Below are 23,206 nucleotides of genomic sequence, written 5' to 3'. Positions count from 1 at the left end.
GGTCAAGCGGCACCGCTGCGGGCCGCGGCCGGCAGCACGCGCGTGGGTTCGCGCATCAGCACGAACTCCTCCGCGGAGGTCGGGTGCACGGCCAGCGTGCGGTCGAATTGCGCCTTGGTCGCGCCGCAAGTCAGCGCCACCGCCAGGCTCTGCACGATCTCCGGCGCGTCGGCGCCCAGCATGTGGACCGCCAGCACGCGGTCGGTGTCGGCATCGACCAGCAGCTTCATGTAGCTGCGCTCGGCGCCTCCGATGAAGGTCTGCTTCATGGGCCGGAAGTCGGCCTCGAAGACCTTCAGCGCATGCCCGTCCTTCAGGGCCTGCGCCTCGGTGGGGCCGATGGTGCCCAACGGCGGCAGCGTGAAGACGGCCGTGGCGACGCGGCCCAGGTCGAGCGTGCGCGGCGTGGGGCCGAACAGCGATTCCGCCCACGCGCGCCCTTCGGCGATGGCCGCGGGCGTGAGGTTGAGCCGGTTGGTCACGTCGCCGATCGCGTGGATGCCGGCCGCCGGGGTCTCGAAGCGCTCGTTCACCGGCACCGCGCCGCGTTTGTCGACCGTCAGGCCGACGGTCTCCAGCCCCAGCCCCTCGGTGTGCGGGCGCCGCCCGGTGGCGTTCAGCACGAAGGGGAAGCGGTGCGTGAGCCCGCCCGCCATGTGCAGCTCGAAGCCGCTGTCCTGCCGCTGCACACGCTGCGGCGCCTGGCCGGCGTGCAGCACGACGCCCGCGGCCTCCAGCGACTGCGCGGCGCGGGTGCGCAGGTCTTCGTCGAAGCCGCGCAGCGGCTGGCGGTCGCGGTAGAAGAGGTGCACCTTGGCGCCCAGCCGCGCGAGGATGCTCGCGAACTCCACGCCGATGTAGCCGGCGCCGATCACCGCGACCTCGTCGGGCAGCGCTTCCAGGTCCAGGACCTCGTCGGAGGTGGCGCAGTCGCCGATGCCTTCGATGCTGTCGCGCACCGGGCGTGCGCCCGTGGCGATCAGCACGTGCCTGGCGGTGAGCCGCTGCTCGCCGACGACCACGGTGTTCGGCCCGTCGAGCCGGCCCCAGCCGTCGATCACCTTCACGCCGGAGCCAGCGAGGTTCTGGCGATAGACGCCTTCGAGCCGGCGCGTTTCGGCGGCCTTCTGCGCGGCCCAGGGTGCCATGTCGAAGCGTGCGGCCTCCACGGCCCAGCCGTAGCCGCGCGCTTCGTTGATCGCGTCGCCGAGCTGCGCGGCGTACATCATCAGCTTCTTCGGCACGCAGCCGCGGATCACGCAGGTGCCGCCGACGCGGCTGCCTTCGACGATGGCCACGCGCGCGCCCAGCGTGGCGGCCCGGCGCGAAGCGGCCACGCCGCCGGAGCCCGCGCCCAGCGTGATCAGGTCGAAGTCGAAGGAGTCGTTGCCGCTCATGGGGTGCCGCCATGCCGTTGAACAGGCTCCCATCCTGGCACAGGCCGCCTGTCTACACTGGCGCCATGCCTTCCCCGGACCCGATCGCCACCCGCGCCGCCGAGCTGCGGCGCCTGCTCGAAGAGCACGCCCACAACTACTACGTGCTCGACGCGCCGACCATCCCCGACGCCGAATACGACAAGCTTTTCCACGAACTGCAGCAGATCGAGGAGCGGCACCCCGAGCTGCGCACGCCCGATTCGCCCACGCAGCGCGTGATCGGCGCGGTGATGGAGGGCCTGGTGGCCGTGCGCCACACGGTGCCGATGCTGTCGATCAAGACCGAGACCGACACCACGCCCGCCGGGGCGACGAAGTTCGACACCTCGGTGCGCAATGCGCTGAAGCTCACCGACACCGACCCGCCGGTGCGCTACTGCGCCGAGCTGAAGTTCGACGGCCTGGCGATCAACCTGCGCTACGAAGCCGGTGCGCTGGTGCAGGCCGCCACCCGCGGCGACGGCGAAACCGGCGAGGACGTCACCCACACGATCCGGATGGTGGGCGCCATCCCCAAGCGGCTGAAGAAGAGCAGCGCCGCGGTGATCGAGGTGCGCGGCGAGGTGTTCATGCGCCGCGACGACTTCGAGGCGCTGAACGAGCGCCAGCGGGAGTCCGGCGGCAAGACCTTCGTGAACCCGCGCAACGCCGCGGCCGGCGTGGTGCGCCAGCTCGACGCCAACATCGCCAGGCAGCGGCCGCTGAGCTTCTTCGCCTACGGCCTGGGCGACGTGCAGGGCTGGGAGGTGCCCGGCAGCCACTCGGCCACGCTCGACGCGCTGGGCAGGATGGGCGTGCCCGTCAACGCCGACCGCGAGGTGGTCGACGGCGCCGACGGGCTGGCTGCCTTCCACGCGCGCATCGCCGCGCAGCGCGACGCGCTGCCCTTCGACATCGACGGCGTCGTCTACAAGGTCGACGACCGCGCGCTGCAGCAGCAGCTCGGCTTCAAGACACGCGAGCCGCGCTGGGCGGTGGCGCACAAGTACCCCGCGCAGGAGCAGGTGACCACGCTGCGCGACATCGAGATCCAGGTCGGCCGCACCGGCAAGCTCACGCCGGTGGCCAAGCTGGAGCCGGTGTTCGTCGGCGGCACCACCGTCAGCAACGCGACGCTGCACAACGTGTTCGAGCTGCGCCGCAAGGGCGTGCGCATCGGCGACAAGGTGATCGTGCGCCGCGCGGGCGACGTGATCCCGGAGGTCGTCGGCCGCGTGCCGGGCATCCGCGCGGCGTACGTGCCGAACTTCCGCATGCCGCGCGAATGCCCGGTATGCGGCAGCGCGGTGGTGCGCGAGCAGGGCGGCGTCAACCACCGCTGCTCGGGTGGCCTCTTCTGCGCCGCGCAGCGCAAGCAGGCGCTGCTGCACTTCGCCGGCCGGCGGGCGATGGACGTCGAGGGCCTGGGCGACAAGCTCGTCGACCAGCTCGTCGACGGGGGGCTGATCCGCACGCTGCCCGAGCTGTACACGCTGGGCATCGCCAAGCTCGCCGCGCTCGACCGCATGGCCGAAAAGAGTGCCGCCAACCTCGTGCAGGCGCTGGAGAAGAGCAAGCAGACCACGCTCGGCCGCTTCCTGTATGCACTGGGCATCCGCCAGGTGGGCGAGAGCACCGCGAAGGACCTGGCGCGCCACTTCGGCCAGCTCGACGCGGTGATGGACGCAACCGTCGAGCAGCTGCTCGAGGTGCCCGACGTTGGCCCGATCGTGGCGCAAAGCATCCGCACCTTCTTCGACCAACCGCACAACCGGGAGGTGGTGGAGCACCTGCGCGCCGCCGGCATCACCTGGGCCGAGACCGAAGGGGTCGAGCGCGCCGCGTCCAAGCCGCTGGCCGGCAAGACCTTCGTGCTCACCGGCACGCTGCCCACGCTCAGCCGCGACGAGGCCAAGGACCTGCTCGAGGCGGCAGGCGCGAAGGTGGCCGGCTCCGTGTCCAAGAAGACCAGCTTCGTCGTCGCGGGCGAGGAGGCCGGCAGCAAGCTCGAGAAGGCGCAGCAGCTCGGCGTGGCGGTGATCGACGAATCGGCGATGCTGGCGATGCTGGAGGCCCCGCCGGCGGCATGAGGGCGTTGCGGCGCTCGCCGCCGCCTGCGCGGCCGGTGCGCCCTATGATGTCCGCCCGCCGTTTCCCGCCCGCCCGCCATGACCGTCCGCGAGATCCTGAAGATGGGCGACCCCCGCCTGCTGCGGGTGGCGCCGCCGGTGCAGCGTTTCGACACGCCCGAGCTGCATGCGCTGATCGATGACATGTTCGACACCATGGCCGCCGCCAACGGCGCCGGCCTGGCGGCGCCCCAGATCGGCGTCGACCTGCAATTGGTGATCTTCGGCTTCGACCGCAACGACCGCTATCCCGATGCGCCCGCCGTGCCCCGCACGGTGCTGATCAACCCGACCATCACGCCGCTCTCGTCGGACGAGGAAGACGGCTGGGAGGGCTGCCTCTCCGTGCCGGGCCTGCGTGGGGTGGTGCCGCGTTACAGCCGGATCCGCTATACCGGCTTCGACCCGCAGGGCCGGCCCCTCGACCGCGAGGCCGAGGGCTTCCACGCGCGCGTGGTCCAGCACGAATGCGACCACCTGATCGGCCGGCTCTACCCCACCCGCATGCGCGACCTGACGCAGCTGGGGTTCACCAGCGTGCTGTTCCCCGGGCTCGACCCGGCCGCCGACGATTGAAGCAATGCGTTGCGCAGCGTGCACAAATCGCGCAAAGCTGCGGCAGTTGTAAGCCCGGGTGAACCAAGTCGGCCGGCAGCGGCCGAACTGCGTTGAGTGTGGACCGGGAGATCCATCGCATGAGTTCCGACCTTATCGTCGCTGCCTGGCAGCGCGGCCGTGCCGGCGTGCTGGCAGGGCTGGTGCTGTGTGCCGGCCTGCTGGCGGCCGGGTCCGCCGCGGCGCAGGAAGACCCGCCCGGCCGGGTGGGCCGCATCGCGCAGACGCAGGGCACCGTATGGCTGCTCGATCCGGCGGACAACGAATGGGTCGCGGCGCAGCGCAATCGGCCGGTGACCCGGGGGGACCGCCTGTCGACCGACGCCGGTGCACGGGCCGAGGTGCAGATCGGCTCCTCCACGCTGCGCTTGGACGGCGGCACCGAGATCGCACTCGACGAACTCGACGACGACCAGGTGAAGATCGCGTTGGCGCGCGGCACCCTGGCCCTGCGCGCCCGCACCGACGAGGCGGCGCGCGAGTTCGAGGTCGCCACCGGCGCGGGCCGCCTCCTGCCGCAGCAGGCCGGCCACTACCGCATCGACACCGAGGACGGCAGCACGCAGGCCGGCGCGTGGTCGGGCGCGCTGCGTTTCGACGCCCCGGACAGCGCGCTCGATGTGCGCGCCGGCCAGCGCGCCCAGTTCTGGCGCGAAGGGCAGGTGACGCACTACACCTGGACGCCGGTGGAGCAGGGCCCGTTCAACGACTGGGTGCTGGCGCAGGATCGCGCCGACGAAGCCCGCCTGGCGGCGCTGGACCGCGAGGTGTCGCCGGAGATGACCGGCGTCGACGACCTCGGGCGCTACGGCGACTGGGACACGCACCCCGAGTACGGTGCGATCTGGGCGCCGACGCAAGTGTCGGCTGGGTGGGCGCCGTACCGCTACGGCCAGTGGACCTGGGTGGCCCCTTGGGGCTGGACCTGGGTCGACGACGCGCCCTGGGGGTTCGCTCCCTTCCACTACGGCCGCTGGGTGCAATGGCGCGGCCGCTGGTGCTGGACACCCGGGCGCTACGTGGCGCGCCCGGTGTATGCGCCGGCGCTGGTCGCATGGGTCGGGGGCGGCAACGTCAGCGTGGGCGTCTCCGTCGGCGGCCCACCCTACGTGGGCTGGGTGCCGCTCGCCCCGCGTGAACGGTTCGTGCCGGGCTACCGGTTCGGGCACGGCTACCGCGACCGCCTCGATCCGCATTACGGCCCTGGCCGGGGCCATCGCCCGCCGCCGAGGGGCCACGACGGCCACTGGGTGAACGAGCGCGTGCCGGGCGGGTTCACCGTCGTGCCGCGCGACGGCTTCCGGCACCGCCAGCCGATCGGCGACCGCTTCATCGGCGATTCGCGCAACCCGCGCGACTTTTTCGGCGACCGGCGCGACGGCTACCGGCCGCCACCGCCCGATCGGGTCTTCGTGCCGCGGCCCGGTGGCGACCGCGACGGGCGCCCCGGCTGGCCTGACCGCCGGCGCGACGATCCGCCGCCCTCCCGCGTCATCGACACCGGCCCGTCGAACGGCCGGCCGTGGCCGCCGGGCCGCACGGTCGATACCGTCCGACCGCCGCAGCGGAGTCCGGGCGATGTGCACATCCCGTCGCGGGGCCGCGGCGACCAACCCTGGGACCGCGACCGCAGCGATCGCGGAGACCGTGACGGGCGTGATGGCCGGGGCGACGGCCGCCGGGGCGGCGATGCCTTCCGCGGCGGTGACGGCGGGGGCCCACTGCGCCAGCGCGACGGCAGCCCGGCCGCGCCCCTGGTGCGCCCGGCGCCGGCGATCAACGCGCCGGCCATTCCGGCGCCGCGCATGGAGGCGCCGCGGGTCGACGCGCCGCGCGGCGAGCGGCCGCGGCTGATGCCGTCGATGGGGTCGCAGGCCAATCGGGGCGGCGGGCAGCCGGACGGTGCCAGGGCGGAGCGCCCAGCTCCGTCGTCGGACCGCGCATTCCGCGGCGGCGACCGCGGCCCACGGCAGAACGATCGCTGAACCCGCGGGGCGTCCGCTGACGCCCCGGGGCTACTTCAGCAGCGGCCGCAGCACCGGCCAGACGTTGTCGAGCATCGTCGGATGCGCCGTTTCCCGGGGGTGGATGCGGTCGGGCTGGAACAGCACATCGGCATTGGGCGCGTCGGCGACGCCCTTCAGCAGAAAGGGCACCAGGGCCGTTCCCTCGGCCTTGGCCACGGTGCCGAAGAGCGCCGCGAAGTCCTCGCTGTACTTGCGGCCGTAGTTGGGCGGCACCTGCATGCCCGCGACCAGCACGCGTGCGCCGGCCGCCTTGCTGGCACGCGCCATCTCGGTCAGGTTGGCCTGGGTCATGGCCAGGGGCAGGCCGCGCAGCGCGTCGTTGCCACCCAGCTCGAGGATCACGAGCGTCGGCTTGTGCTGGGCCAGCAGGCCGGGCAGGCGGGAGCGCCCGCCCGAGGTCGTGTCGCCGCTGATGCTGGCATTCACCACCTTCGCCTCGATGCGCTGCGAGGCCAGCCGGCGTTCCAGCAGCGCGACCCAGCCGGTGCCGCGCGGCAGGCCGTACTCGGCCGACAGGCTGTCGCCCACCACCAGGATCACCGGCGCGCGCGCGGCCTGCACGGGCAGCGACCCGCCGAGCCCGAGGGCCAAGACCAGCGCGCTACAGTGCGCCAGCACACGGCGCCGTCCGAGCAGGCCGACACCGATCCGATTCACGTCCCAAAGATTCTTCATGCCGCCATCCATCATCGAAGTCGACCGCGTCAGCAAGCAGGTGCGCGATTCGACCGGTGTTCTGACGATTCTCCATGACATCGAGTTCAGTCTGCGTGCGCAGGAATCCGTCGCCATCGTCGGTGCGTCCGGGTCCGGCAAGAGCACGCTGCTGTCGATCCTGGCCGGCCTGGACGTGCCCACCAGCGGCACGGTGCGCCTGGGCGGCACCGACCTCTTCACCCTGGACGAGGATGCACGTGCCGCGGTGCGTGCGCAGAAGCTGGGCTTCGTTTTCCAGAGCTTCCAGCTCCTGGGCAACCTGACGGCGCTCGAGAACGTGATGCTGCCGCTCGAGCTGCTGGGCCGCGGAGATGCACGCGCCCAGGCCACCGAGATGCTCGGGCGCGTGGGGCTGGGCGAGCGGCTGGGCCACTACCCGCGGGTCTTGTCGGGGGGCGAGCAGCAGCGTGTGGCGTTGGCGCGGGCCTTCGTCGTGCGGCCCGCCGTGCTGCTGGCCGACGAACCCACCGGCAGCCTCGACTTCGCCACCGGCGAGACGGTAATGCAGCTGATCTTCGCGCTGAACCGCGAGGCGGGTACGACGCTGGTGCTGGTGACCCATGACCGCGGCATCGCGGCCTGCTGCGACCGGCAGTTGCGCATCGAGGCCGGGCGCCTGGTGCCCGAAGCGGCCCAGCTTGTGGAAAGCGTCGGCGCGGCCTAGATATCTTCGGCACGGCGGGCTGTCGCCGCGCGCCGGGGATCAAGCAGCCATCGCGGATCCGGCTGCGCCGGTCCGCTGATGGCGCCCCTTGAGGGGAGCGCCGAAGGCGCTCCGGGGGGGGCTCAGTTGGCGAACTTGTAGTCCGTCTTGGCCTTGTCGCGCAGTTCCTTCTGGAACTCCTGCAGCTTCACCTGCGTGAGGCGCTGCATGATCTGCGGCTTGACTTCCTCGAAGCCCGGGAACTGCGCTTCACGCGTGTCGTCCAGCTTGATGATGTGGTAGCCGAACTGCGTCTTCACCGGCGTCTCGGTGAGCTCGCCCTTCTTCAGGGCGGCCATGGCCTGGCCGAACTCGGGCACGTAGGCGTCGGGCTTGGCGAAACCGAGGTCGCCGCCGTTCTCGCCGGACCCCGGGTCCTTGGAGTTCTTCTTGGCCAGTTCCTCGAAGTTGCCACCGCCCTTGATCTCGGCGATCAGCGCCTTGGCCTGGTCCTCGGTCTCGACCAGGATGTGGCGTGCGCTGTATTCCAGGCCGCTGGCCTGTGCCTTGAACTTGTCGTATTCAGCCTTGGCGTCGACGTCTGAAACGGTGTTCTTTTTCTGGAAATCCTCGAACAGGCCGCGGATCAGGATGCTCTGGCGCGCCAGTTCCATCTGGCTCTTGTAGTCGGCCGTCTGCGCGACGCCGCGCTTCTCGGCTTCCTGCGCGAAGATCTCGCGCAGCACGACTTCTTCCTTCACGCGGGCTTCGAGCTCCGGTGTGCGGGGCTGCTCGCCACCCCGGGTCGCCTGGGTCATCAGTGCGTCGACGCGCGCCTTGGGCACGGCCTTGCCGTTGACGATGGCGACGTTCTGCGCGCTGGCGGCCAGCGGCAGCACCAGGGCCGCGGCGGCGGCGAGCAGGGAAAGCTTGTTCTTCATGAGCGAAGTGCCTCTTGAACGATGCTGCGTATGCAGGTGGGGGTGAAACGTGGACGGCCGCTGCAGTGGGCACACGCGGCGGCCGTCGAGGAAGGGTTGTGGTTCAGCCGGTCTCTTCGGGCGTGCGGGCCTCGATGGCCAGCGCGTGGATGCCCTGGGGGATCAGGGCTGCCAGGGCATGGTACACGAGGCGGTGGCGCGCCACCCGGCCCACGCCGGCGAAGCGCGGGCTGGTGATGCGCACGGTGAAATGCCGGCCTTCGCGTGCACCGGCATGGCCTGCGTGCAGGTGGCTGTCGTCCTGCACCTCGAGCGCCGTGGGCGCCAGCGCCTCGCGCAGGCACCCCTCGATGCGTTCGGCGGTGACGCCGCGGAGGGCGCCTTCGGCGGGACCGGCTGCGCTCATTGCCGCGGGGTCTCCGCGTCGACGGCCGGCTGTTCGTCCTTCATGTAACGGCTCAGGTAGACGCCCTGCGCCAACGTGAAGGCCAGCATCAGCCCGATGCCGCCGAAGAGCTTGAAGTTGACCCAGGCGTCGGTCGAGAAGTTGTAGGCCACCCAGATGTTGAGCACGCCCATGATGCCGAAGAACGCCACCCAGGCGAGGTTCAGCCGCCGCCATGCGACGTCGGGCAGTTGCATCTGCTCACCAAGCAGCAGGCGCAGCAGGTTTTTGCCGAACAGCAGGTCGCTCAGCAGGAAGGCCGAGCCCATCACCCAGTACAGCACGCTGGGCTTCCACTTGATGAAGGTCTCGTTGTGGAACCAGATCGTCGCGCCGCCGAGCACCACGACGAGCACCAGGCTCACCCACAGCATCACGTCGACCTTCTTGCCGCGCGCCATCATCCAGGCCACCTGCGCCAGCGTGGCGACGATGACCACGAGCGTGGCCAGCAGCACCGGTGCCTCGTTGAGCCCGACGGCACCGCCCGACACCATGAACCCGAAGTGCTCGGAGGCGAAGGCGGCGGCCCACTCCTTGTGGTTCTCGGCGTACTTGAACGCACCGAAGAAAAGAATGATGGGGAGGAAATCGAACAGCAGCTTCATTTGGGCGCGAAGTCTATCGCTGCGGAGTTGATGCAGAAGCGCTCGCCGGTCGGTTCGGGGCCGTCCTCGAACACGTGCCCCAGGTGCGTGCCGCAGTTGTTGCAGCGCACCTCGACACGGACCATGCCGTGCGTGCGGTCGACCACGCGCTCGATCATCTCGCTGTTGATCGGGGCGTAGTAGCTCGGCCAGCCGCATCCGGCATCGAACTTGGTGCTCGAGTCGAACAGCGGCGTGCCGCAGCCGATGCAGTTGTATTCGCCGCGCTCGGTGTGGTCCCAGTACTTGCCGGTGAAGGCGCGCTCGGTGGCGGCGTGGCGCGCCACCTGGTACTGCATCGGATCCAGCTCGCTGCGCCACTGCGCATCGGTCTTGTGGACGGGGTACTTGGGGTCGTCGTGGGAATGGCTCATGGCGGGCTCAGGGGAGGCTCACGAAGAACATGAAACTTCGATCAGGTGGGACCCTTCGGGCGGGAAGCCCGCATAGCGGGCGTGCTCGGGTTGTTCGTCGAACGGATGGCGCAGAACTTTCAGCAACTGCCGCACCTCGCTGAAATCGCCCTGCTGGGCGGCTTCGATCGCGTTTTGCGCCAAATGGTTTCGCAGCACGAACTTGGGGTTGGCGGCGTTCATCCGCAAGGCCCGCTGGGCATCGTCGCTGCCCTCCGCGCGCAGGCGTTCGGCGTAGCGCTGCGCCCAGGCGTCGAAGGCCTCGCGGTCGATGAACAGGTCGCGCACGGCCTCGTTGGCCGCGCCGGGGGCGGTGCTGAACTGCGAAAGCCGGCGGAAGGTGATGGTGAAGTCGGCACGGTCGGCCGCCATGCGGTCGAGCAGCGCCTCGATCAGCGCCGCGTCGCCTTCCTGTTCGGTGGCCAGCCCGACCTTGGCGCGCATGCGCTGCAGCAGCGCCAGCGGCAGGGCGCTGCGGTAGGGCTCCAGCGCCTCGAGCAGCTGCTCGGTGGCCTCGTCCGTGCGGCCCACCAGCGGCAGCAGCGCCTGCGCCAGCGCGTGCAGGTTCCAGAACGCGACGTTGGGCTGGCGCCCGTACGCGTAGCGGCCGCGGTCGTCGGAGTGGTTGCAGATGTGGCCGGGGTCGTAGGCGTCGAGGAAGCCGAAGGGACCGTAGTCGATCGTCAGGCCGAGGATCGACAGGTTGTCGGTGTTCATCACGCCGTGGCAGAAGCCGACGGCCTGCCAGTGCGCCACCAGGGCGGCCGTGCGCAGCGCCACCTGTTCGAGCAGCGCGACCGCCGGCACCGGCGCGCCGGCCAGCTCGGGAAAATGGTGCTCGATCGTGAAGTCGACCAGGCGGCGCAGCGCCTCGACGTCGGCCGCGGTGTGCGCGAAGTGCTCGAAATGCCCGAACCGGAGGAAGCTCGGCGCCACCCGTGCCACCACGGCCGCGGTCTCGACCGTCTCGCGCCGCACCGGCAGCGGCGATCCGACCATGCCGAGCGCACGCGTGGTGGGCACCCCGAGCGCGGCCATCGCCTCCGAGCACAGGAACTCCCGCACCGTCGAGCGAAGCACCGCGCGGCCGTCGCCCATGCGTGAATACGGCGTGCGGCCCGCGCCCTTGAGCTGCAGCTCCATGGGGCCGGCGGGCGTCTGCACGTCGCCCAGCAGCAGTGCCCGGCCGTCGCCCAGCTGTCCCGCCCACACGCCGAACTGGTGGCCGCTGTAGACCGTGGCGAGCGTCGGCATCCCGGACCAGGCCGCGGCCCCGCGCAGCACGTCGAGCGCACGCCACTCGGGCCGCTGCCACCAGTCGGCCGGCCAGCCGAGCAGTTCGGCGCAGTCGTCGCTGACGGCGACCCAGTGCGCCTGCGGCACCGGCATGCCGGCCAGCCGGGTGGAGAACCGCTCGCCCAGGCTTGCGAAGCGGTGCCTGTCGTGCACCACGCCGGGCGGGGCGTCGTCCACGACGGTCGGCGGTTCGGGCGCGGCAGCGGGAGAGGAAGCGGTGGGGGCCATCATCCCCGGCAGTCTAGGCGCAGCCGCCACGCGCCCGCGCCGCGCCTGTCCGCACCGGCGACAGCGTTATTGCGCGGCATCGTGGCGGGCCAGCCGCCGGTCGTGCAGCAGCGCCAGCCCGCACAGCACCGCCAGCAGCGCGCCGAGCAGGCAGGCGCCCGGCCAGCCGGCCGTGCGCCACACCAGCGCGCCGAGCGCGGAGCCCGCTGCGGCACCGGCGAAGTAGCTGGTCATGTAGACCGCGTTGATGCGCGAGCGCGCCTGCAGCTCCAGGCGGTAGATCACGTTCTGGTTGCTGATGTGCACGCCCGGCAGCGCGATGTCGATCAGCAGCACGCCGAGCAGGAACCAGCCGAGGCTGGCGATGCCCAGCCACAAGGCCGCCCAGCTCAGCACCAGCAACAGCACCGAGCCGGCCGTGGTCCACTGCCCCCAACCGCGGTCGGCGAGCCGGCCCGCCACCGTGGCCGTCAGCGCGCCGGCTACGCCCACGAGGCCCACCAGTCCGATGCCCACGTCGGTCATGCGGTGGCCGGGGCCGGACAGCAGCAGGGCCATCGTCGAGAACAGCACGCTCACCGACGCGAAGGCCAGGGCGCCGATGAGCGAGCGGCTGCGCAGCCGCGGGTGCCGCAGCGCCAGGCCGCCGAGGGAGCGCAGCAGCCGGCCGGAGCCCATCGGCACCGGGTTGCGCGACGCGGGCAGCGCCCACCACAGCACGGCGGCGACGCCCACCATCAGTGCGCCCGCCGCGCGGTACACCGTGTGCCAGCTGCCGACCGCGGACAGCAGGCCGGCCACGCTGCGCGCCACGAGGATGCCGGTGAGCAGGCCGCTCATCACGAGCCCCACGGCGCGGCCGCTGCGCTGCGGGTCGGACAGCGTGGCCGCCATCGGCACCAGGGTCTGCGCCGCCACCGAGAAGAGCCCGGTGATCATGGTGCCGGCCACGAGCATGCCGATGTGCTGCGCGTAGCCGCTGAGGAAGAGCCCCAGCGCGGCCAGCAGCATCAGCCCGACGGCGAGGCCGCGGCGTTCGAGCTTGTCGGCCAGCGGCACGAGCAGGAAGAGCCCGCAGGCATAAGCCACCTGCGACAAGGTGACGGTGAGCGCCGCAGCGGCATCGGTGGTACCCAGGCCGAGTGCGATCGAGTGCAGCAGCGGCTGGTTGAAGTAGTTGCTGCCGGCGCACAGGCCGGTGGCCATGGCCATCAGCAGCAGCACCGGCGTGCCGAGGTAGGCGGGCGCCGCAGCCCGGGGCGAGGTGGAGGACGAGGTCATGGGACGCGGCGCGGGCCGGAATGGCGGGGTGGCAGTATCAGCCGCCGCGCTGTCCGCGGCAGGGGGCCCGGGGGCAAGGCCGTCCGGCGTATCAGGGTAAACCGCCGGCTTCCTGCGCGTTGCGCGCTTTCTATCATTCCCGCTTCCGCCACCGTGCACGGTCCGACAGGACGAGAGGAACACGCCATGACCCTCATGGGCCAGATGATGCAGGTCCCCCTGCTGATTTCGTCGCTGCTGACGCATGCCGCGCGCCACTCGGGCGACACCGAGATCGTCTCCAAGCGTGTCGAGGGCGACCTCCACCGCACCACCTGGGCCGAGGTGGCCGTCCGGGCCCGCAAGGTAGCGCAGGCGCTGGCGCGGCTCGGCTGCCAGCCCGGCGACCGCGTGGGCACGCTGGCCTGGAACGGGTACCGGCACCTGGAGCTGTACTACGGCACCTCCGGCTCGCAGCTCGTGTGCCACACCATCAACCCCCGGCTCTTTCCCGAGCAGGTGGCCTGGATCGCCAACGACGCGGCCGACCGGGTGCTGTGCTTCGACTTGAACTTCCTGCCGCTGGTCGAGAAGCTCGCCCCGCAGCTCGGCAAGGTGGAGCACTTCGTGCTGCTCGCAGGCCGCTCGCACATGCCGGCGAGCACGTCCCTGCCCGGGCTGCTGTGCTACGAGGAACTCGTCGAGGCGGAGACCGGCGACTACGCCTGGCCGTCGTTCGACGAGAACACCGCCAGCAGCATCTGCTACACGTCCGGCACCACCGGGCATCCCAAGGGCGCCGTCTACAGCCACCGGTCCACGGTGCTGCACGCCTACGGGGCGGCGCTGCCCGATGCGATGGCCTGCTCGGCGCGCGACGTCGTGCTGCCGGTGGTGCCGATGTTCCACGTCAATGCCTGGGGGCTGCCTTATGCCACCGCGCTGGTGGGCTGCAAGGTCGTGATGCCCGGCCCGCACCTCGACGGCAAATCGCTGTTCGAGCTGTTCGAGCAGGAGAAGGTCACCTTCAGCGCCGGCGTGCCCACCGTGTGGCTGGGCCTGCTCACCTACATGCAGCAGAACGGCCTGAAGTTCAGCACCTTCAAGCGCACCGTCATCGGCGGCTCGGCCTGCCCGCCGGCGATGCTGCGCACGCTGGAGGACGACTACGGCGTCGAGGTCATCCACGCCTGGGGCATGACGGAGATGTCGCCGCTGGGCACGCTGGCCAAGTTGAAGAGCAAGCACGACGTGCTCGATGCCGTGTCACGCCGCCGCATCCTCGAAAAGCAGGGCAAGGGCATCTGCGGCGTCGACATGGAGATCGTCGACGACGAACGCCGGCCGCTGCCCTGGGACGGCAGGAGCGCCGGCAACCTGGTGGTGCGCGGCCATTGGGTGATCGACCACTACTTCCAGACCGAGGCGTCGCCGCTGATCGAGGTGCCGGGGCGAGACGGGCTGTGGTTCCCCACTGGCGACGTCGCCTCGATCGACGCGGACGGCTACATGCAGATCACCGACCGCAGCAAGGACGTGATCAAGTCGGGCGGCGAATGGATCAGCTCGATCGACCTGGAGAACATCGCGGTGGCGCACCCGGCGGTGCACGAGGCGGCGGTGATCGCCTGCGCCCATCCCAAGTGGGACGAGCGCCCGCTGCTGGTGGTGGTGAAGAAGCCCGGCGCTGAAGTCACGCGCGAGGAACTGCTCGCCTTCTTCGGGGGCCGCATCGCCAAGTGGCAGATCCCCGACGACGTGGCCTTCGTCGACGAGCTGCCGCACACCGCCACCGGCAAGCTGCAGAAGCTCAAGCTGCGCGAGCAGTTCAAGGACCACAAGCTGCCGACCTGACGCGGGAACACCCTCTAACGAGCCGCCGGCGCATCCGATAACTTGCACGCGAGCCGCGCCGCCCGGCGCGCCGCACGGCAAGGAGACATCGGGATGAAGCTCGGATCGAACGGCACGTCGCGTCGTGCCTTTTCCCTCTGCTTCGGCGCGGCGCTCGCGTCGGCCTGCGCAGGCGCCGCCTGGGCCCAGGCCAAGCCGCTGGCCGGGCAGACCGTCCGGCTGATGTGGATCGACCCGCTGTCCGGCCTGATGGGGCCCGTGGGCAACAACCAGCTCAAGAGCCTGCAGTTCTTCGCGGAGAAGTTCAGCGCCACGAACCCGGCGGGCGTGAAGTTCGAGGTGATCGGCATGGACAACAAGCTGAGCCCCACCGAGAGCCTCAACCACCTCAAGGCCGCGATCGACCAGGGCATCCGCTACGTGGTGCAGGGCAACGGCTCGTCGGTGGCCATTCCCTTGATCGACGCGATCAACAAGCACAACGAGCGCAACCCGGGCAAGGAGATCGTCTACCTCAACGATGCCGCCGTCGACCCCGACCTGACCAACAGCAAGTGCAGCTACTGGCACTTCCGCTTCGATGCCGACACCTCGATGAAGATCGAGGCGCTGACCACCTTCATGAAGGGCCAGGCCGACATCAAGAAGGTGTACCTGCTGAACCAGAACTACTCGCACGGCCACCAGGTCGCCAAGTACGCGAAGGAGAACCTGCAGCGCAAGCGGCCCGACATCCAGATCGTCGGCGAAGACCTGCACCCGCTGGCGCAGGTGCGCGACTTCGCGCCCTACGTGGCCAAGATCAAGGCCTCCGGCGCCGACAGCGTGATCACCGGCAACTGGGGCTCCGACCTGTCGCTGCTCGTCAAGGCCGCCGGCGAGGCGGGCTACAACGGCAAGTTCTACACCTACTACGCGGGCGTCACCGGCACGCCCACCGCGCTGGGCGGCAGCGGCGCGGGGCGGGTCTACCAGGTCGGCTACATGCACTACAACATGGGCGGCCAGATGGATGCCTGGATGAAGGAGTTCCAGGCCCGGTTCAACGACGACTTCTACACCGGCTCGGTCATCCGCATCTACGAGATGCTGGGTGCCGCGATGGCCAAGGCGCGCAGCACCGACCCGGTGAAGGTGGCCGCGGCGATGGAGGGGCTCAAGCTGCAGAGCGCCTTCGGCGGCGAGGTCGAGATGCGCAAGGCCGACCACCAGCTGCAGCAGTCGCTCTACATCGCCGTGTGGCAGAAGGCCGATGCGAAGTACGCCTACAGCCCCGAGAAGACCGGCATGACGCTGGCGCCGGTGGCTGAGTTCGCGCCCTTCGTGTCGAGCACGCCCACCAGCTGCCAGATGGCGCGGCCCTGAGGCCGCCGAGGCCCGGGCGGCGTGCCGGGCGATGCCGAACTGCGCCGACACTTGCCGCCTATGGAACTGTTCACGATCTCGATGCTCAACGGGCTGAGCTACGGGCTGCTGCTGTTCATGCTCAGCTCCGGGCTCACGCTGATCTTCAGCATGATGGGCGTGCTGAACTTCGCCCACGCGAGCTTCTACATGCTGGGGGCCTACGTCGCCTACTCGATCGCGCGGTGGGTGGGCTTCTGGCCCGGGCTGGTGATCGCCCCGCTGGCCGTCGGCGCGCTGGGGGCCCTCTTCGAGCGGACCTGCCTGCGCAAGGTGCACAAGTTCGGCCATGTGCCCGAGCTGCTGACGACCTTCGGCCTCTCGTACGTGATCCTGGAGCTGGTGCAGCTCGTCTGGGGCCGCACGGCGGTGGAGCTGAGCCCGCCGGCGGTACTGCAGGGCCCCGCGTTCACGCTGGTCGATTCGCCGGCCGACGGACTGCACGTGGTGTGGGGCGCGGCGTCCGAGGCGGTGTGCCGTGCCGCGGCGTGCTCGCCGTTCCCGGCCACGCGGGGCTTCATGATGGTGGTCGCGCTGGCGATGCTGCTCGCGCTGTGGCTGCTGCTCACGCGCACGCGGGTCGGCCTGGTGATCCAGAGCGCGCTCACCCATCCGGAGATGGTCGAGGCGCTGGGCCACAACGTGCCGCGGGTCTTCATGCTGGTGTTCGGCGCCGGCTCGGCACTGGCGGGGCTGGCGGGGGTGATCGGCGGCAGCACCTTCATCACCGAGCCGGCGATGGCCGCCACGGTGGGATCGGTGATCTTCGTCGTCGTGGTGGTCGGCGGGCTGGGCTCGCTGGCCGGCGCGTTCGTGGCGTCGCTGCTGATCGGCGTGGTGCAGACCTTCGCGGTGGCTCTCGACTACTCGGTGCTCGACCTCCTGCGCCTGCTCGGCTTGCAGCCGGGGGCGCAGGCGGCGTCGCATTCGCTGCTGCGGCTGACCATCTCCCAGGTGGCGCCGATCCTGCCGTACCTCTTCCTGGTGCTGATCCTGATCTTCAGGCCCAAGGGCCTGCTCGGCACGCGGGAGGGGTGAGGGGTGCGGCGGCAGTTTCATTTCCGGCCGATGAACGTCGGCCGCTGGGCGGTGTGGGGCGGCTTCGCCCTCGTGCTGCTGGCCGCGCCGCTGCTGTTCTCAAGCAGCCTGGCAGTGACGATGCTCTCGCAGATCGGCATCGCGATCGTGGCCTGCCTGTCGTACAACATGCTGCTGGGCCAGGGCGGCATGCTGAGCTTCGGCCACGCGGTCTACACCGGGCTGGGCGCCTACGTCGCCATCCACGCGCTCAACGCGATGAGCGCCGGCGCGCTGCCCATTCCTGTGAGCCTGCTGCCGCTGGTGGGCGGCGTGGCCGGCATGGGGTTCGCGGTGCTGCTGGGCTACGTGACCACCCGCAAATCCGGCACGCCGTTCGCGATGATCACGCTCGGCCTGGCGGAGCTGGTGTTCGCGATGTCGCTGATGGTGCCCGAGTTCTTCGGCGGCGAGGCCGGCGTCTCCGGCAACCGCGTCGTGGGCAAGCCGGTGTGGGGCATCAGCTTCGGGCCGCAGCTGCAGGTGTACTACCTGCTGGCGGCCTACACCTTCGTGTGCACCGCGGCGATGTTCGCCTTCACGCGCACGCCGCTGGGGCGCATGCTCAACGCCGTGCGCGACAACGCGGAGCGTGTGGCCTTCGTCGGCTACGACCCGCAGCGCGTGCGCTACATCGCCTTCGTCATCGCGGGCTTCTTCGCCGGCGTGTCGGGCGGCATGTACGCGCTCAACTTCGAGATCGCGACGGCCGAGGTGGTGGGTGCTGCGCGGTCGGGCGCATACCTGCTGTTCACCTTCGTGGGCGGTGCGACGATCTTCTTCGGCCCCATCGTTGGCGCAGTGCTGATGGTGCTGGCCACCGTGCTGCTGTCGGAGTTCACCAAGGCCTGGCTGCTGTACCTCGGCCTGCTGTTCCTCTTCATGGTGATGTATGCGCCCGGCGGCATCGCCAGCCTGCTGCTGATGAACCTGCGCCTGGCCGCCTTCGGCCGCCTGCGGGCGCTGTGGACGGCCTACCTCGCGCTCGGCGCGGCGGCGATGGCGGCGCTGGCCGGCGCGGGCGCGCTGGTGGAGATGGTCTACCACCTGCAGCTCGACGCGGCGCTCGGCCCCACGGTGCGCTACCTGGGCGCGACGCTGGACATCCGGCACGTCGACAGCTGGTTCGGCGCCGTGCTGGTCATGGCGGTGGGCATGGCGCTGTTCGAGCTGGTGCGACGGCAGTTCGTCCAGCAGTGGGGCGAGGCGCAGGCGGCGATCGAGCGCGAACTGAGCCGCCGGGAGGATTCGGCATGATCCCCGACATCCCGCCGGTGCTGCAACTCGCCGGCCTGCGCAAGTCCTTCGGCAAGACCGAGATCATCCGCGGCGCCAGCTTGGCGGTGCGGCCCGGCGAGCGCGTGGCGATCATCGGCCCCAACGGCGCGGGCAAGTCGACGCTGTTCAACCTCATCAGCGGCCGCTTCGCGCCGAGCGGCGGCGAGATCCTGCTGAACGGCCGGCGCATCCACGGCCTGCAGCCCTACGAGATCAACCGCAGGGGGCTGGCGCGCAGCTTCCAGGTGAGCAACCTGTTCAACCGGCTCTCGGTTTTCGAGAACCTGCGCTGCGCGGTGCTGTGGCAGCAGGGCCACCGCTATGCGTTCTGGAAGCGCCTGTCGCGCCTGCGCGATGCCAACGAACGTGCCGAGCAGGTGATGGCGATGCTGCACCTGCACAGGAAGCGCGACGCGCTGGCGATGAACCTGACCTACGCCGAGCAGCGCGCGCTGGAGATCGGCATCACGCTGGCCGGCGGCGCCGACGTGGTGCTGCTCGACGAACCCACCGCCGGCATGAGCAAGAGCGAGACGCGGCGCTTCGTCGAGCTGATCCGCGAGGTGACCGTGGGCAAGACGCTGCTGATGGTGGAGCACGACATGGGCGTGGTGTTCGGCCTGGCCGACAAGATCGCGGTGCTGGTGTACGGCGAGATCATCGCCTTCGACACGCCGGAGGCCGTGCGCGCCGACCGGCGCGTCCAGGAGGCCTACCTCGGCTCGATGCTGGCCGACCCGCAGCCGCAGGCCACGGAGGCCGGGCCATGCTGAAGGTGTCGGGGCTGCATGCGTTCTACGGCAAGAGCCATGTGCTGCATGGCGTGGACTTCGAGATCGGGCGTGGCGAGATCGTGAGCCTGCTGGGGCGCAACGGCTCGGGCCGGTCCACCACGGTCAAGGCCGTGATGGGGCTGGTGGAGGCCACCGGCTCCGTGCGCTGGCACGACGAGGAGCTGCTGGGCCGCAAGGCCTTCGAGATCGCGCACCGCGGCATCGGCTACGTGCCGGAGAACCGCGACATCTTCCCCCGGCTGACCGTGCACCAGAACCTGATGCTCGGCCAGAAGCGTGGCGGCGGCGGTGCGCGCCCGCCGCGCTGGGGCTTCGACGACATGTATGCGCTGTTCCCTCGGCTGAAGGAGCGCCAGCACACCGAGGCCGGCGTGCTGTCGGGCGGCGAGCAGCAGATGCTCACCCTCTGCCGCACGCTGATGGGCGACCCCGACCTGATCATGATCGACGAGCCCACCGAGGGCCTGGCGCCCAAGATCGTCGACCAGGTGGCCGACTACCTGCGCGCGCTGGAGCGGCGCGGTGTGTCGGTGCTGCTGGTGGAGCAGAAGCTCACCATCGCGCTGGAGGTGTCGCAGCGCTGCCTCGTGATGGGGCATGGCCAGGTGGTGTTCGAGGGCACGCCGGTGGCTCTGCGGGCGGACCCGTACGTGCGCCGGGAGTGGCTGGAGGTTTGACGCAGCGCGCTTCGGCGTTTGGTGCTACCTCGTCCTGTCTAAGCTGGGATTTCCGCTCGACGGCCATAAATCCGTTTCAGTAGGGGCGCGGTAGCCCGACTCCAAGCGTGCAGTAACGGTTTCTCTACAAATCGGTGTACAAAAACACCCAGTGCGCTGCAAATGAGGACCGTCAGGGCGCAGAAGAGAACTGCCGACATCTTGCCGGGAAATTTCGCAGCGAGTCGTCCGGCGGGCCCTACCACGAAGCTGTGGGTGAGATAGATCGAGTAAGTCGCGTTGCCGATGAGCATCATCAGAGATGCTGTGAGTCCGGTGCTTGGTCTTTCCGATGTCAGCATGCATATAGCGCAAGCGCTGATACAAAAAATTGGTGCGTAAGCGTTCGATTTTGTCGTTGAGAAAAGCCAGATCGCACAAACTGCAAGCCCCGTTGCGAAGGTAAAAAGCGAAGTCGGTGACAGATGTCTTGCTCTCAGAAGTCTCCAATTTCCTACTTTAAGAAAACCAAGCACCACGCCCGCTACGAAATACAAGACTATCGGCTGGGAAAGATAATTTATCTCCGCAAAGTTGTTAAGAATGCCTAGATGATTTGCGACTACCAGAGAGGTGAAAGTCAATATTGTTATTGTTATTCCTTTGCCAAGGCTAAGGAATAATGATAGCGCAAAGATGGCGTAAAAAAACATCTCGTATTGCAGCGTCCATCCCAAGCCGTAAACTGGTTGCCCATATTCGCTGCCAGATGATGGGTGCGGTATGAAAAGCACAGATAAGAAGAGCGATTGCAGATCGGGGGGGCTGCCTTGCAGCGTAAGTTTGAGTGCATATATGCAAGTCGTTATGTAATACAGGGGTATGACCCGGCCGACTCGCTTTAAAACAAAACTAACGACCTTCTGGCGTTGGAAGTCTTGATGGTGGTTGACCACCATGACAAAGCCACTGATCGTAAAAAAGACGCATACGCCTAGTCCTCCAATAAAGAAGGCCACACTTAAGTCTACGCGTTGCCCGGCCTTCTCCGCCAACGTGGCGAGGGAATGGTCAATAACTACAAGAAGTGCTGCGGCTCCTCGCAGGCCTTGCAGGCTTATAAGCATCTTATTCTTCGGTGGCGCGACGTCGGAAGGCCCCATATAGTTCCTCTCTTGCGCTCAATGAGCGATTTTTGTCCTGCATGGCCATTTATCGCCGCTATGCGGCCTGGGAGGTGTGGACCTCCCAAGGTATCAAAAATTAAGGCTTCATGTTTGCTATCGCCATATTGGCGCGCCATTTATTGTGCGACCATATATAAAGATCATCTATGATGTGTGCCTTGTAAAGATCGGTGGCGTCGACGTAGTCCTGAATCGACATGACCCAATCCATGTTTTGCTTGCTTGCAAGTATTGATGCAACAACAGCGGAATTGACGGGCACTCCACTGGTGGTTGAAGGAAGTTTGGTATAGTCCAGCAGGGCGATTTGCTGTTCGATCCACATTGCACCCCACCAGTCATTTTTCAGCGGCAAGGCATTGGTATAGTTCGTTTCGAAGAATGATTTGTATGCACTTGCGTTGGTAAAGTCGCCCAGCCGGTACGCATTGTCATATAAATATACTGATGCGGCCACGGCGAGCCCTCGCTGTTCATCGGCTGATAAATCCGCGTCGCCCGCTTTCACCGTTGTGTTGTCACAGTTTTCCTGGAAGCCTGCACTAAAACCGCTTGTTTGCCAATTGACGCGCGCCCATGCCCATTTTGCACGGTCGGCGAGATCCTGATGATAGGTGCCATAGAATGGAATTTTGCTGAAAACCCTTGCTGCAGCAGAGAATATAAGTGCGCCTGCGATTGTGGAAGAGGTGCATTCGCCTACATAGTATCTTGGCCTGGCGTCCGTGCTCAGCGGCGTGACATCGCCAACGTAACTGTTATGCCCTACTTTCAATAGCATTCCTCCGGTAGAGGGATCCTGCATGCGGATCAAGAAATCAAGCTCCCATTTGATTTCGTCAAGGATGTCTGGGACGCCGTTGCCTGATTCCGGAATGCCGGTCGAATCTGTGAACGCAGCAGGATTTTTGGTGTAGGCGCTTAGCAATTGGACTATCACGTCTGCTACAAAGGTGGTGTATTTGTTGGTGTCTCCAGCATCCATCCAGCCTCCCCTCAAGTCCCGTGCGCTGGACGCCAGAGTCGGCGTGAGAATGTTTCGTGCGCCTACATCTTGGTTTGAGCCCAGGTATGCGGGAAGATCTGTCCATGGGGCTGTCGCATACGGTGCTGCATGGGCGATGCCTAACCGTTGGTAGTACAGAGCTCTGGTTGCTTGCGTCAATGCTGCTTGATAGACGTCTGCCTTGATGTCAAAATATTCTGATCGAACGTTATGTACGGCATCGTAAATATAATAGGTGCCCGGTGTAACAAACGAAGAGAAATCAAGTTGCCAGCCTGCGTCACCTGATGCAGCGTGGGTCATTCCTCCTTTCCATTGAGCGACAGTACCCCACCAGACGCCCGCATTATCTGATTTTCTTCGAAGTTGGTATTCTTGAAATCCAGTTGCTGCTGCATACCATTCAGTCGAATTGAACCCAGCAATTGGGTCGGCGAGAATCGCAAATTTTTTGTGCGACGGCATGTAGCCGAAGTTGTCCACCTTGATGTATTTGCTTACTGGTGGAGTTTGGCTGTGAGATAAGCTGCATCCAAGCGCGAGAAAAATTACTGCAGATTTATTCATCATGGAATTTATTTGTGATCTACGCAGTACTGAATCTGACGAATACTGAGCCAGGAAACTGCCGCGTTCAATGCGGCGAACCGTTTTAACCGACGAATATGCTCTAAATTTGTTTCATGTCGAAACGAGCTTCGGTTTCGGTGTTATTCCGCATGAATTGGCTGGAAGTGTTTTCGGCTCTCGATGCCGACGGAGGGGTAGCATTTGCCGACGCGGTGCATGCACCTTGATAGATGCGCCGCTCCAATCAACCAAGGGACCCGAATGCTCCAACTCCGCCCCAACTGCGAATGCTGCGGCAAGGATCTGCCGGCCGCGTCCACCGACGCCCGCATCTGCTCTTTCGAGTGCACGTTCTGCAGCCACTGTGCCGAACGGGTGCTGAAAGGCGCGTGCCCGAACTGCGGCGGCGAACTGGTGGCTCGGCCGCGGCGGCCGGCGGGCAAGCTAGAGAGATTCCCGGCGTCGACCGAGCTCGTGCTGAAGCCTGCGGGCTGCGCGGAGCCTGCCGCTTAGAAGACGCCGGCCGCGCAACGCCTGGTTTGTCTACGCGGGTTTGTCCCGCCCCGCCGTTTGTCCCGACAGCGACAAGGAACTGCCCGCC

General features: G+C 67.9%; 21 protein-coding genes. 11 read left to right on the top strand and 10 right to left on the bottom strand.

The window, feature by feature from the left end:
• Window positions 1-2: 2 nt before the first annotated feature.
• Window positions 3-1,397 carry a glutathione-disulfide reductase gene (gene gorA / locus V4F39_RS25720; RefSeq protein ID WP_332293097.1) on the bottom strand — a complete coding sequence of 465 codons (1,395 nt, stop codon included), beginning with the start codon at window positions 1,395-1,397 and terminating at the stop codon, window positions 3-5.
• 65 nt (window positions 1,398-1,462) lie between these two features.
• Between gorA and ligA the strand changes: the two genes are divergently transcribed.
• From ligA to V4F39_RS25705, 3 genes are all read left to right on the top strand, one after another.
• On the top strand, window positions 1,463-3,508 hold the full coding sequence (gene ligA / locus V4F39_RS25715) for an NAD-dependent DNA ligase LigA (protein WP_332293096.1): 2,046 nt from the start codon (window positions 1,463-1,465) through the stop codon (window positions 3,506-3,508).
• Window positions 3,509-3,586: 78 nt separating this feature from the next.
• The gene (def, locus tag V4F39_RS25710; protein WP_332293095.1) at window positions 3,587-4,123 is read left to right on the top strand and encodes a peptide deformylase; all 537 of its coding nucleotides are present in this window, start codon (window positions 3,587-3,589) and stop codon (window positions 4,121-4,123) included.
• Window positions 4,124-4,242: 119 nt separating this feature from the next.
• The gene (locus tag V4F39_RS25705) at window positions 4,243-6,147 is read left to right on the top strand and encodes a DUF6600 domain-containing protein (protein ID WP_332293094.1); all 1,905 of its coding nucleotides are present in this window, start codon (window positions 4,243-4,245) and stop codon (window positions 6,145-6,147) included.
• A 30-nt stretch (window positions 6,148-6,177) separates the two neighbouring features.
• On the opposite strand, the gene V4F39_RS25700 is transcribed toward V4F39_RS25705, so the two are convergent.
• Complete coding sequence (locus tag V4F39_RS25700) at window positions 6,178-6,864, bottom strand: arylesterase (protein ID WP_332293093.1); 687 nt, start codon at window positions 6,862-6,864, stop codon at window positions 6,178-6,180.
• Between V4F39_RS25700 and V4F39_RS25695 the strand changes: the two genes are divergently transcribed.
• Window positions 6,863-7,570 (top strand): ABC transporter ATP-binding protein, encoded by a 708-nt coding sequence (locus tag V4F39_RS25695; RefSeq protein ID WP_332293092.1) that lies wholly within the window; start codon window positions 6,863-6,865, stop codon window positions 7,568-7,570. The two genes, V4F39_RS25700 and V4F39_RS25695, sit on opposite strands and share 2 nt — an antisense overlap.
• 122 nt (window positions 7,571-7,692) lie before the next feature.
• On the opposite strand, the gene V4F39_RS25690 is transcribed toward V4F39_RS25695, so the two are convergent.
• From V4F39_RS25690 to V4F39_RS25665, 6 genes are all read right to left on the bottom strand, one after another.
• Entirely contained in the window at window positions 7,693-8,490 is a 798-nt protein-coding gene (locus V4F39_RS25690) for a peptidylprolyl isomerase (RefSeq protein WP_332293091.1), read from the bottom strand.
• A gap of 103 nt (window positions 8,491-8,593) precedes the next feature.
• Entirely contained in the window at window positions 8,594-8,896 is a 303-nt protein-coding gene (locus V4F39_RS25685; protein WP_332293090.1) for a BolA family protein, read from the bottom strand.
• Window positions 8,893-9,543 (bottom strand): septation protein A, encoded by a 651-nt coding sequence (locus V4F39_RS25680; RefSeq protein WP_332293089.1) that lies wholly within the window; start codon window positions 9,541-9,543, stop codon window positions 8,893-8,895. The genes V4F39_RS25685 and V4F39_RS25680 overlap by 4 nt, the downstream gene beginning before the upstream one ends.
• Entirely contained in the window at window positions 9,540-9,956 is a 417-nt protein-coding gene (gene msrB, locus V4F39_RS25675) for a peptide-methionine (R)-S-oxide reductase MsrB (protein ID WP_332293088.1), read from the bottom strand. Before msrB ends, V4F39_RS25680 begins: the two co-directional genes overlap by 4 nt.
• Window positions 9,957-9,974: 18 nt before the next feature.
• Entirely contained in the window at window positions 9,975-11,522 is a 1,548-nt protein-coding gene (locus tag V4F39_RS25670) for a protein adenylyltransferase SelO (RefSeq protein WP_486599128.1), read from the bottom strand.
• Between the two features lie 63 nt (window positions 11,523-11,585).
• Window positions 11,586-12,800 carry an MFS transporter gene (locus V4F39_RS25665; RefSeq protein WP_332293086.1) on the bottom strand — a complete coding sequence of 405 codons (1,215 nt, stop codon included), beginning with the start codon at window positions 12,798-12,800 and terminating at the stop codon, window positions 11,586-11,588.
• Between the two features lie 186 nt (window positions 12,801-12,986).
• On the opposite strand from V4F39_RS25665, the gene V4F39_RS25660 reads away from it, so the two are divergent.
• The 6 genes from V4F39_RS25660 to V4F39_RS25635 all read left to right on the top strand — a co-directional run bounded on the left by V4F39_RS25660 (window position 12,987) and on the right by V4F39_RS25635 (window position 19,863).
• On the top strand, window positions 12,987-14,633 hold the full coding sequence (locus tag V4F39_RS25660) for a 3-(methylthio)propionyl-CoA ligase (RefSeq protein ID WP_332293085.1): 1,647 nt from the start codon (window positions 12,987-12,989) through the stop codon (window positions 14,631-14,633).
• A 93-nt stretch (window positions 14,634-14,726) separates the two neighbouring features.
• Window positions 14,727-15,998, top strand: coding sequence for a branched-chain amino acid ABC transporter substrate-binding protein (locus V4F39_RS25655; RefSeq protein WP_332293084.1), 1,272 nt, complete (start codon window positions 14,727-14,729; stop codon window positions 15,996-15,998).
• Window positions 15,999-16,058: 60 nt separating this feature from the next.
• A complete protein-coding gene (locus V4F39_RS25650; RefSeq protein ID WP_332293083.1) occupies window positions 16,059-17,075 on the top strand; it encodes a branched-chain amino acid ABC transporter permease in 1,017 nt (338 codons plus the stop codon).
• Between the two features lie 30 nt (window positions 17,076-17,105).
• Window positions 17,106-18,371 (top strand): branched-chain amino acid ABC transporter permease, encoded by a 1,266-nt coding sequence (locus V4F39_RS25645; protein ID WP_332293082.1) that lies wholly within the window; start codon window positions 17,106-17,108, stop codon window positions 18,369-18,371.
• A complete protein-coding gene (locus tag V4F39_RS25640; protein WP_332293081.1) occupies window positions 18,368-19,165 on the top strand; it encodes an ABC transporter ATP-binding protein in 798 nt (265 codons plus the stop codon). The genes V4F39_RS25645 and V4F39_RS25640 overlap by 4 nt, the downstream gene beginning before the upstream one ends.
• Window positions 19,159-19,863 (top strand): ABC transporter ATP-binding protein, encoded by a 705-nt coding sequence (locus tag V4F39_RS25635; RefSeq protein ID WP_332293080.1) that lies wholly within the window; start codon window positions 19,159-19,161, stop codon window positions 19,861-19,863. Before V4F39_RS25640 ends, V4F39_RS25635 begins: the two co-directional genes overlap by 7 nt.
• A gap of 38 nt (window positions 19,864-19,901) precedes the next feature.
• Here the strand turns inward: V4F39_RS25635 and V4F39_RS25630 are convergent, their stop codons facing one another.
• Window positions 19,902-21,005 (bottom strand): acyltransferase family protein, encoded by a 1,104-nt coding sequence (locus V4F39_RS25630; RefSeq protein WP_332293079.1) that lies wholly within the window; start codon window positions 21,003-21,005, stop codon window positions 19,902-19,904.
• Between the two features lie 100 nt (window positions 21,006-21,105).
• The gene (locus V4F39_RS25625; RefSeq protein WP_332293078.1) at window positions 21,106-22,602 is read right to left on the bottom strand and encodes a glycoside hydrolase family 9 protein; all 1,497 of its coding nucleotides are present in this window, start codon (window positions 22,600-22,602) and stop codon (window positions 21,106-21,108) included.
• A gap of 264 nt (window positions 22,603-22,866) precedes the next feature.
• On the opposite strand from V4F39_RS25625, the gene V4F39_RS25620 reads away from it, so the two are divergent.
• Window positions 22,867-23,118 carry a DUF1272 domain-containing protein gene (locus tag V4F39_RS25620; protein ID WP_332293077.1) on the top strand — a complete coding sequence of 84 codons (252 nt, stop codon included), beginning with the start codon at window positions 22,867-22,869 and terminating at the stop codon, window positions 23,116-23,118.
• Window positions 23,119-23,206: the final 88 nt, after the last annotated feature.

It is taken from the genome of Aquincola agrisoli (genome assembly GCF_036621135.1).
In the GTDB taxonomy this organism is placed as follows: domain Bacteria; phylum Pseudomonadota; class Gammaproteobacteria; order Burkholderiales; family Burkholderiaceae_C; genus Aquincola; species Aquincola agrisoli.
Note: the sequence above shows the minus strand (reverse complement) of the source record. Positions and strands in the feature narration are given on the sequence as shown.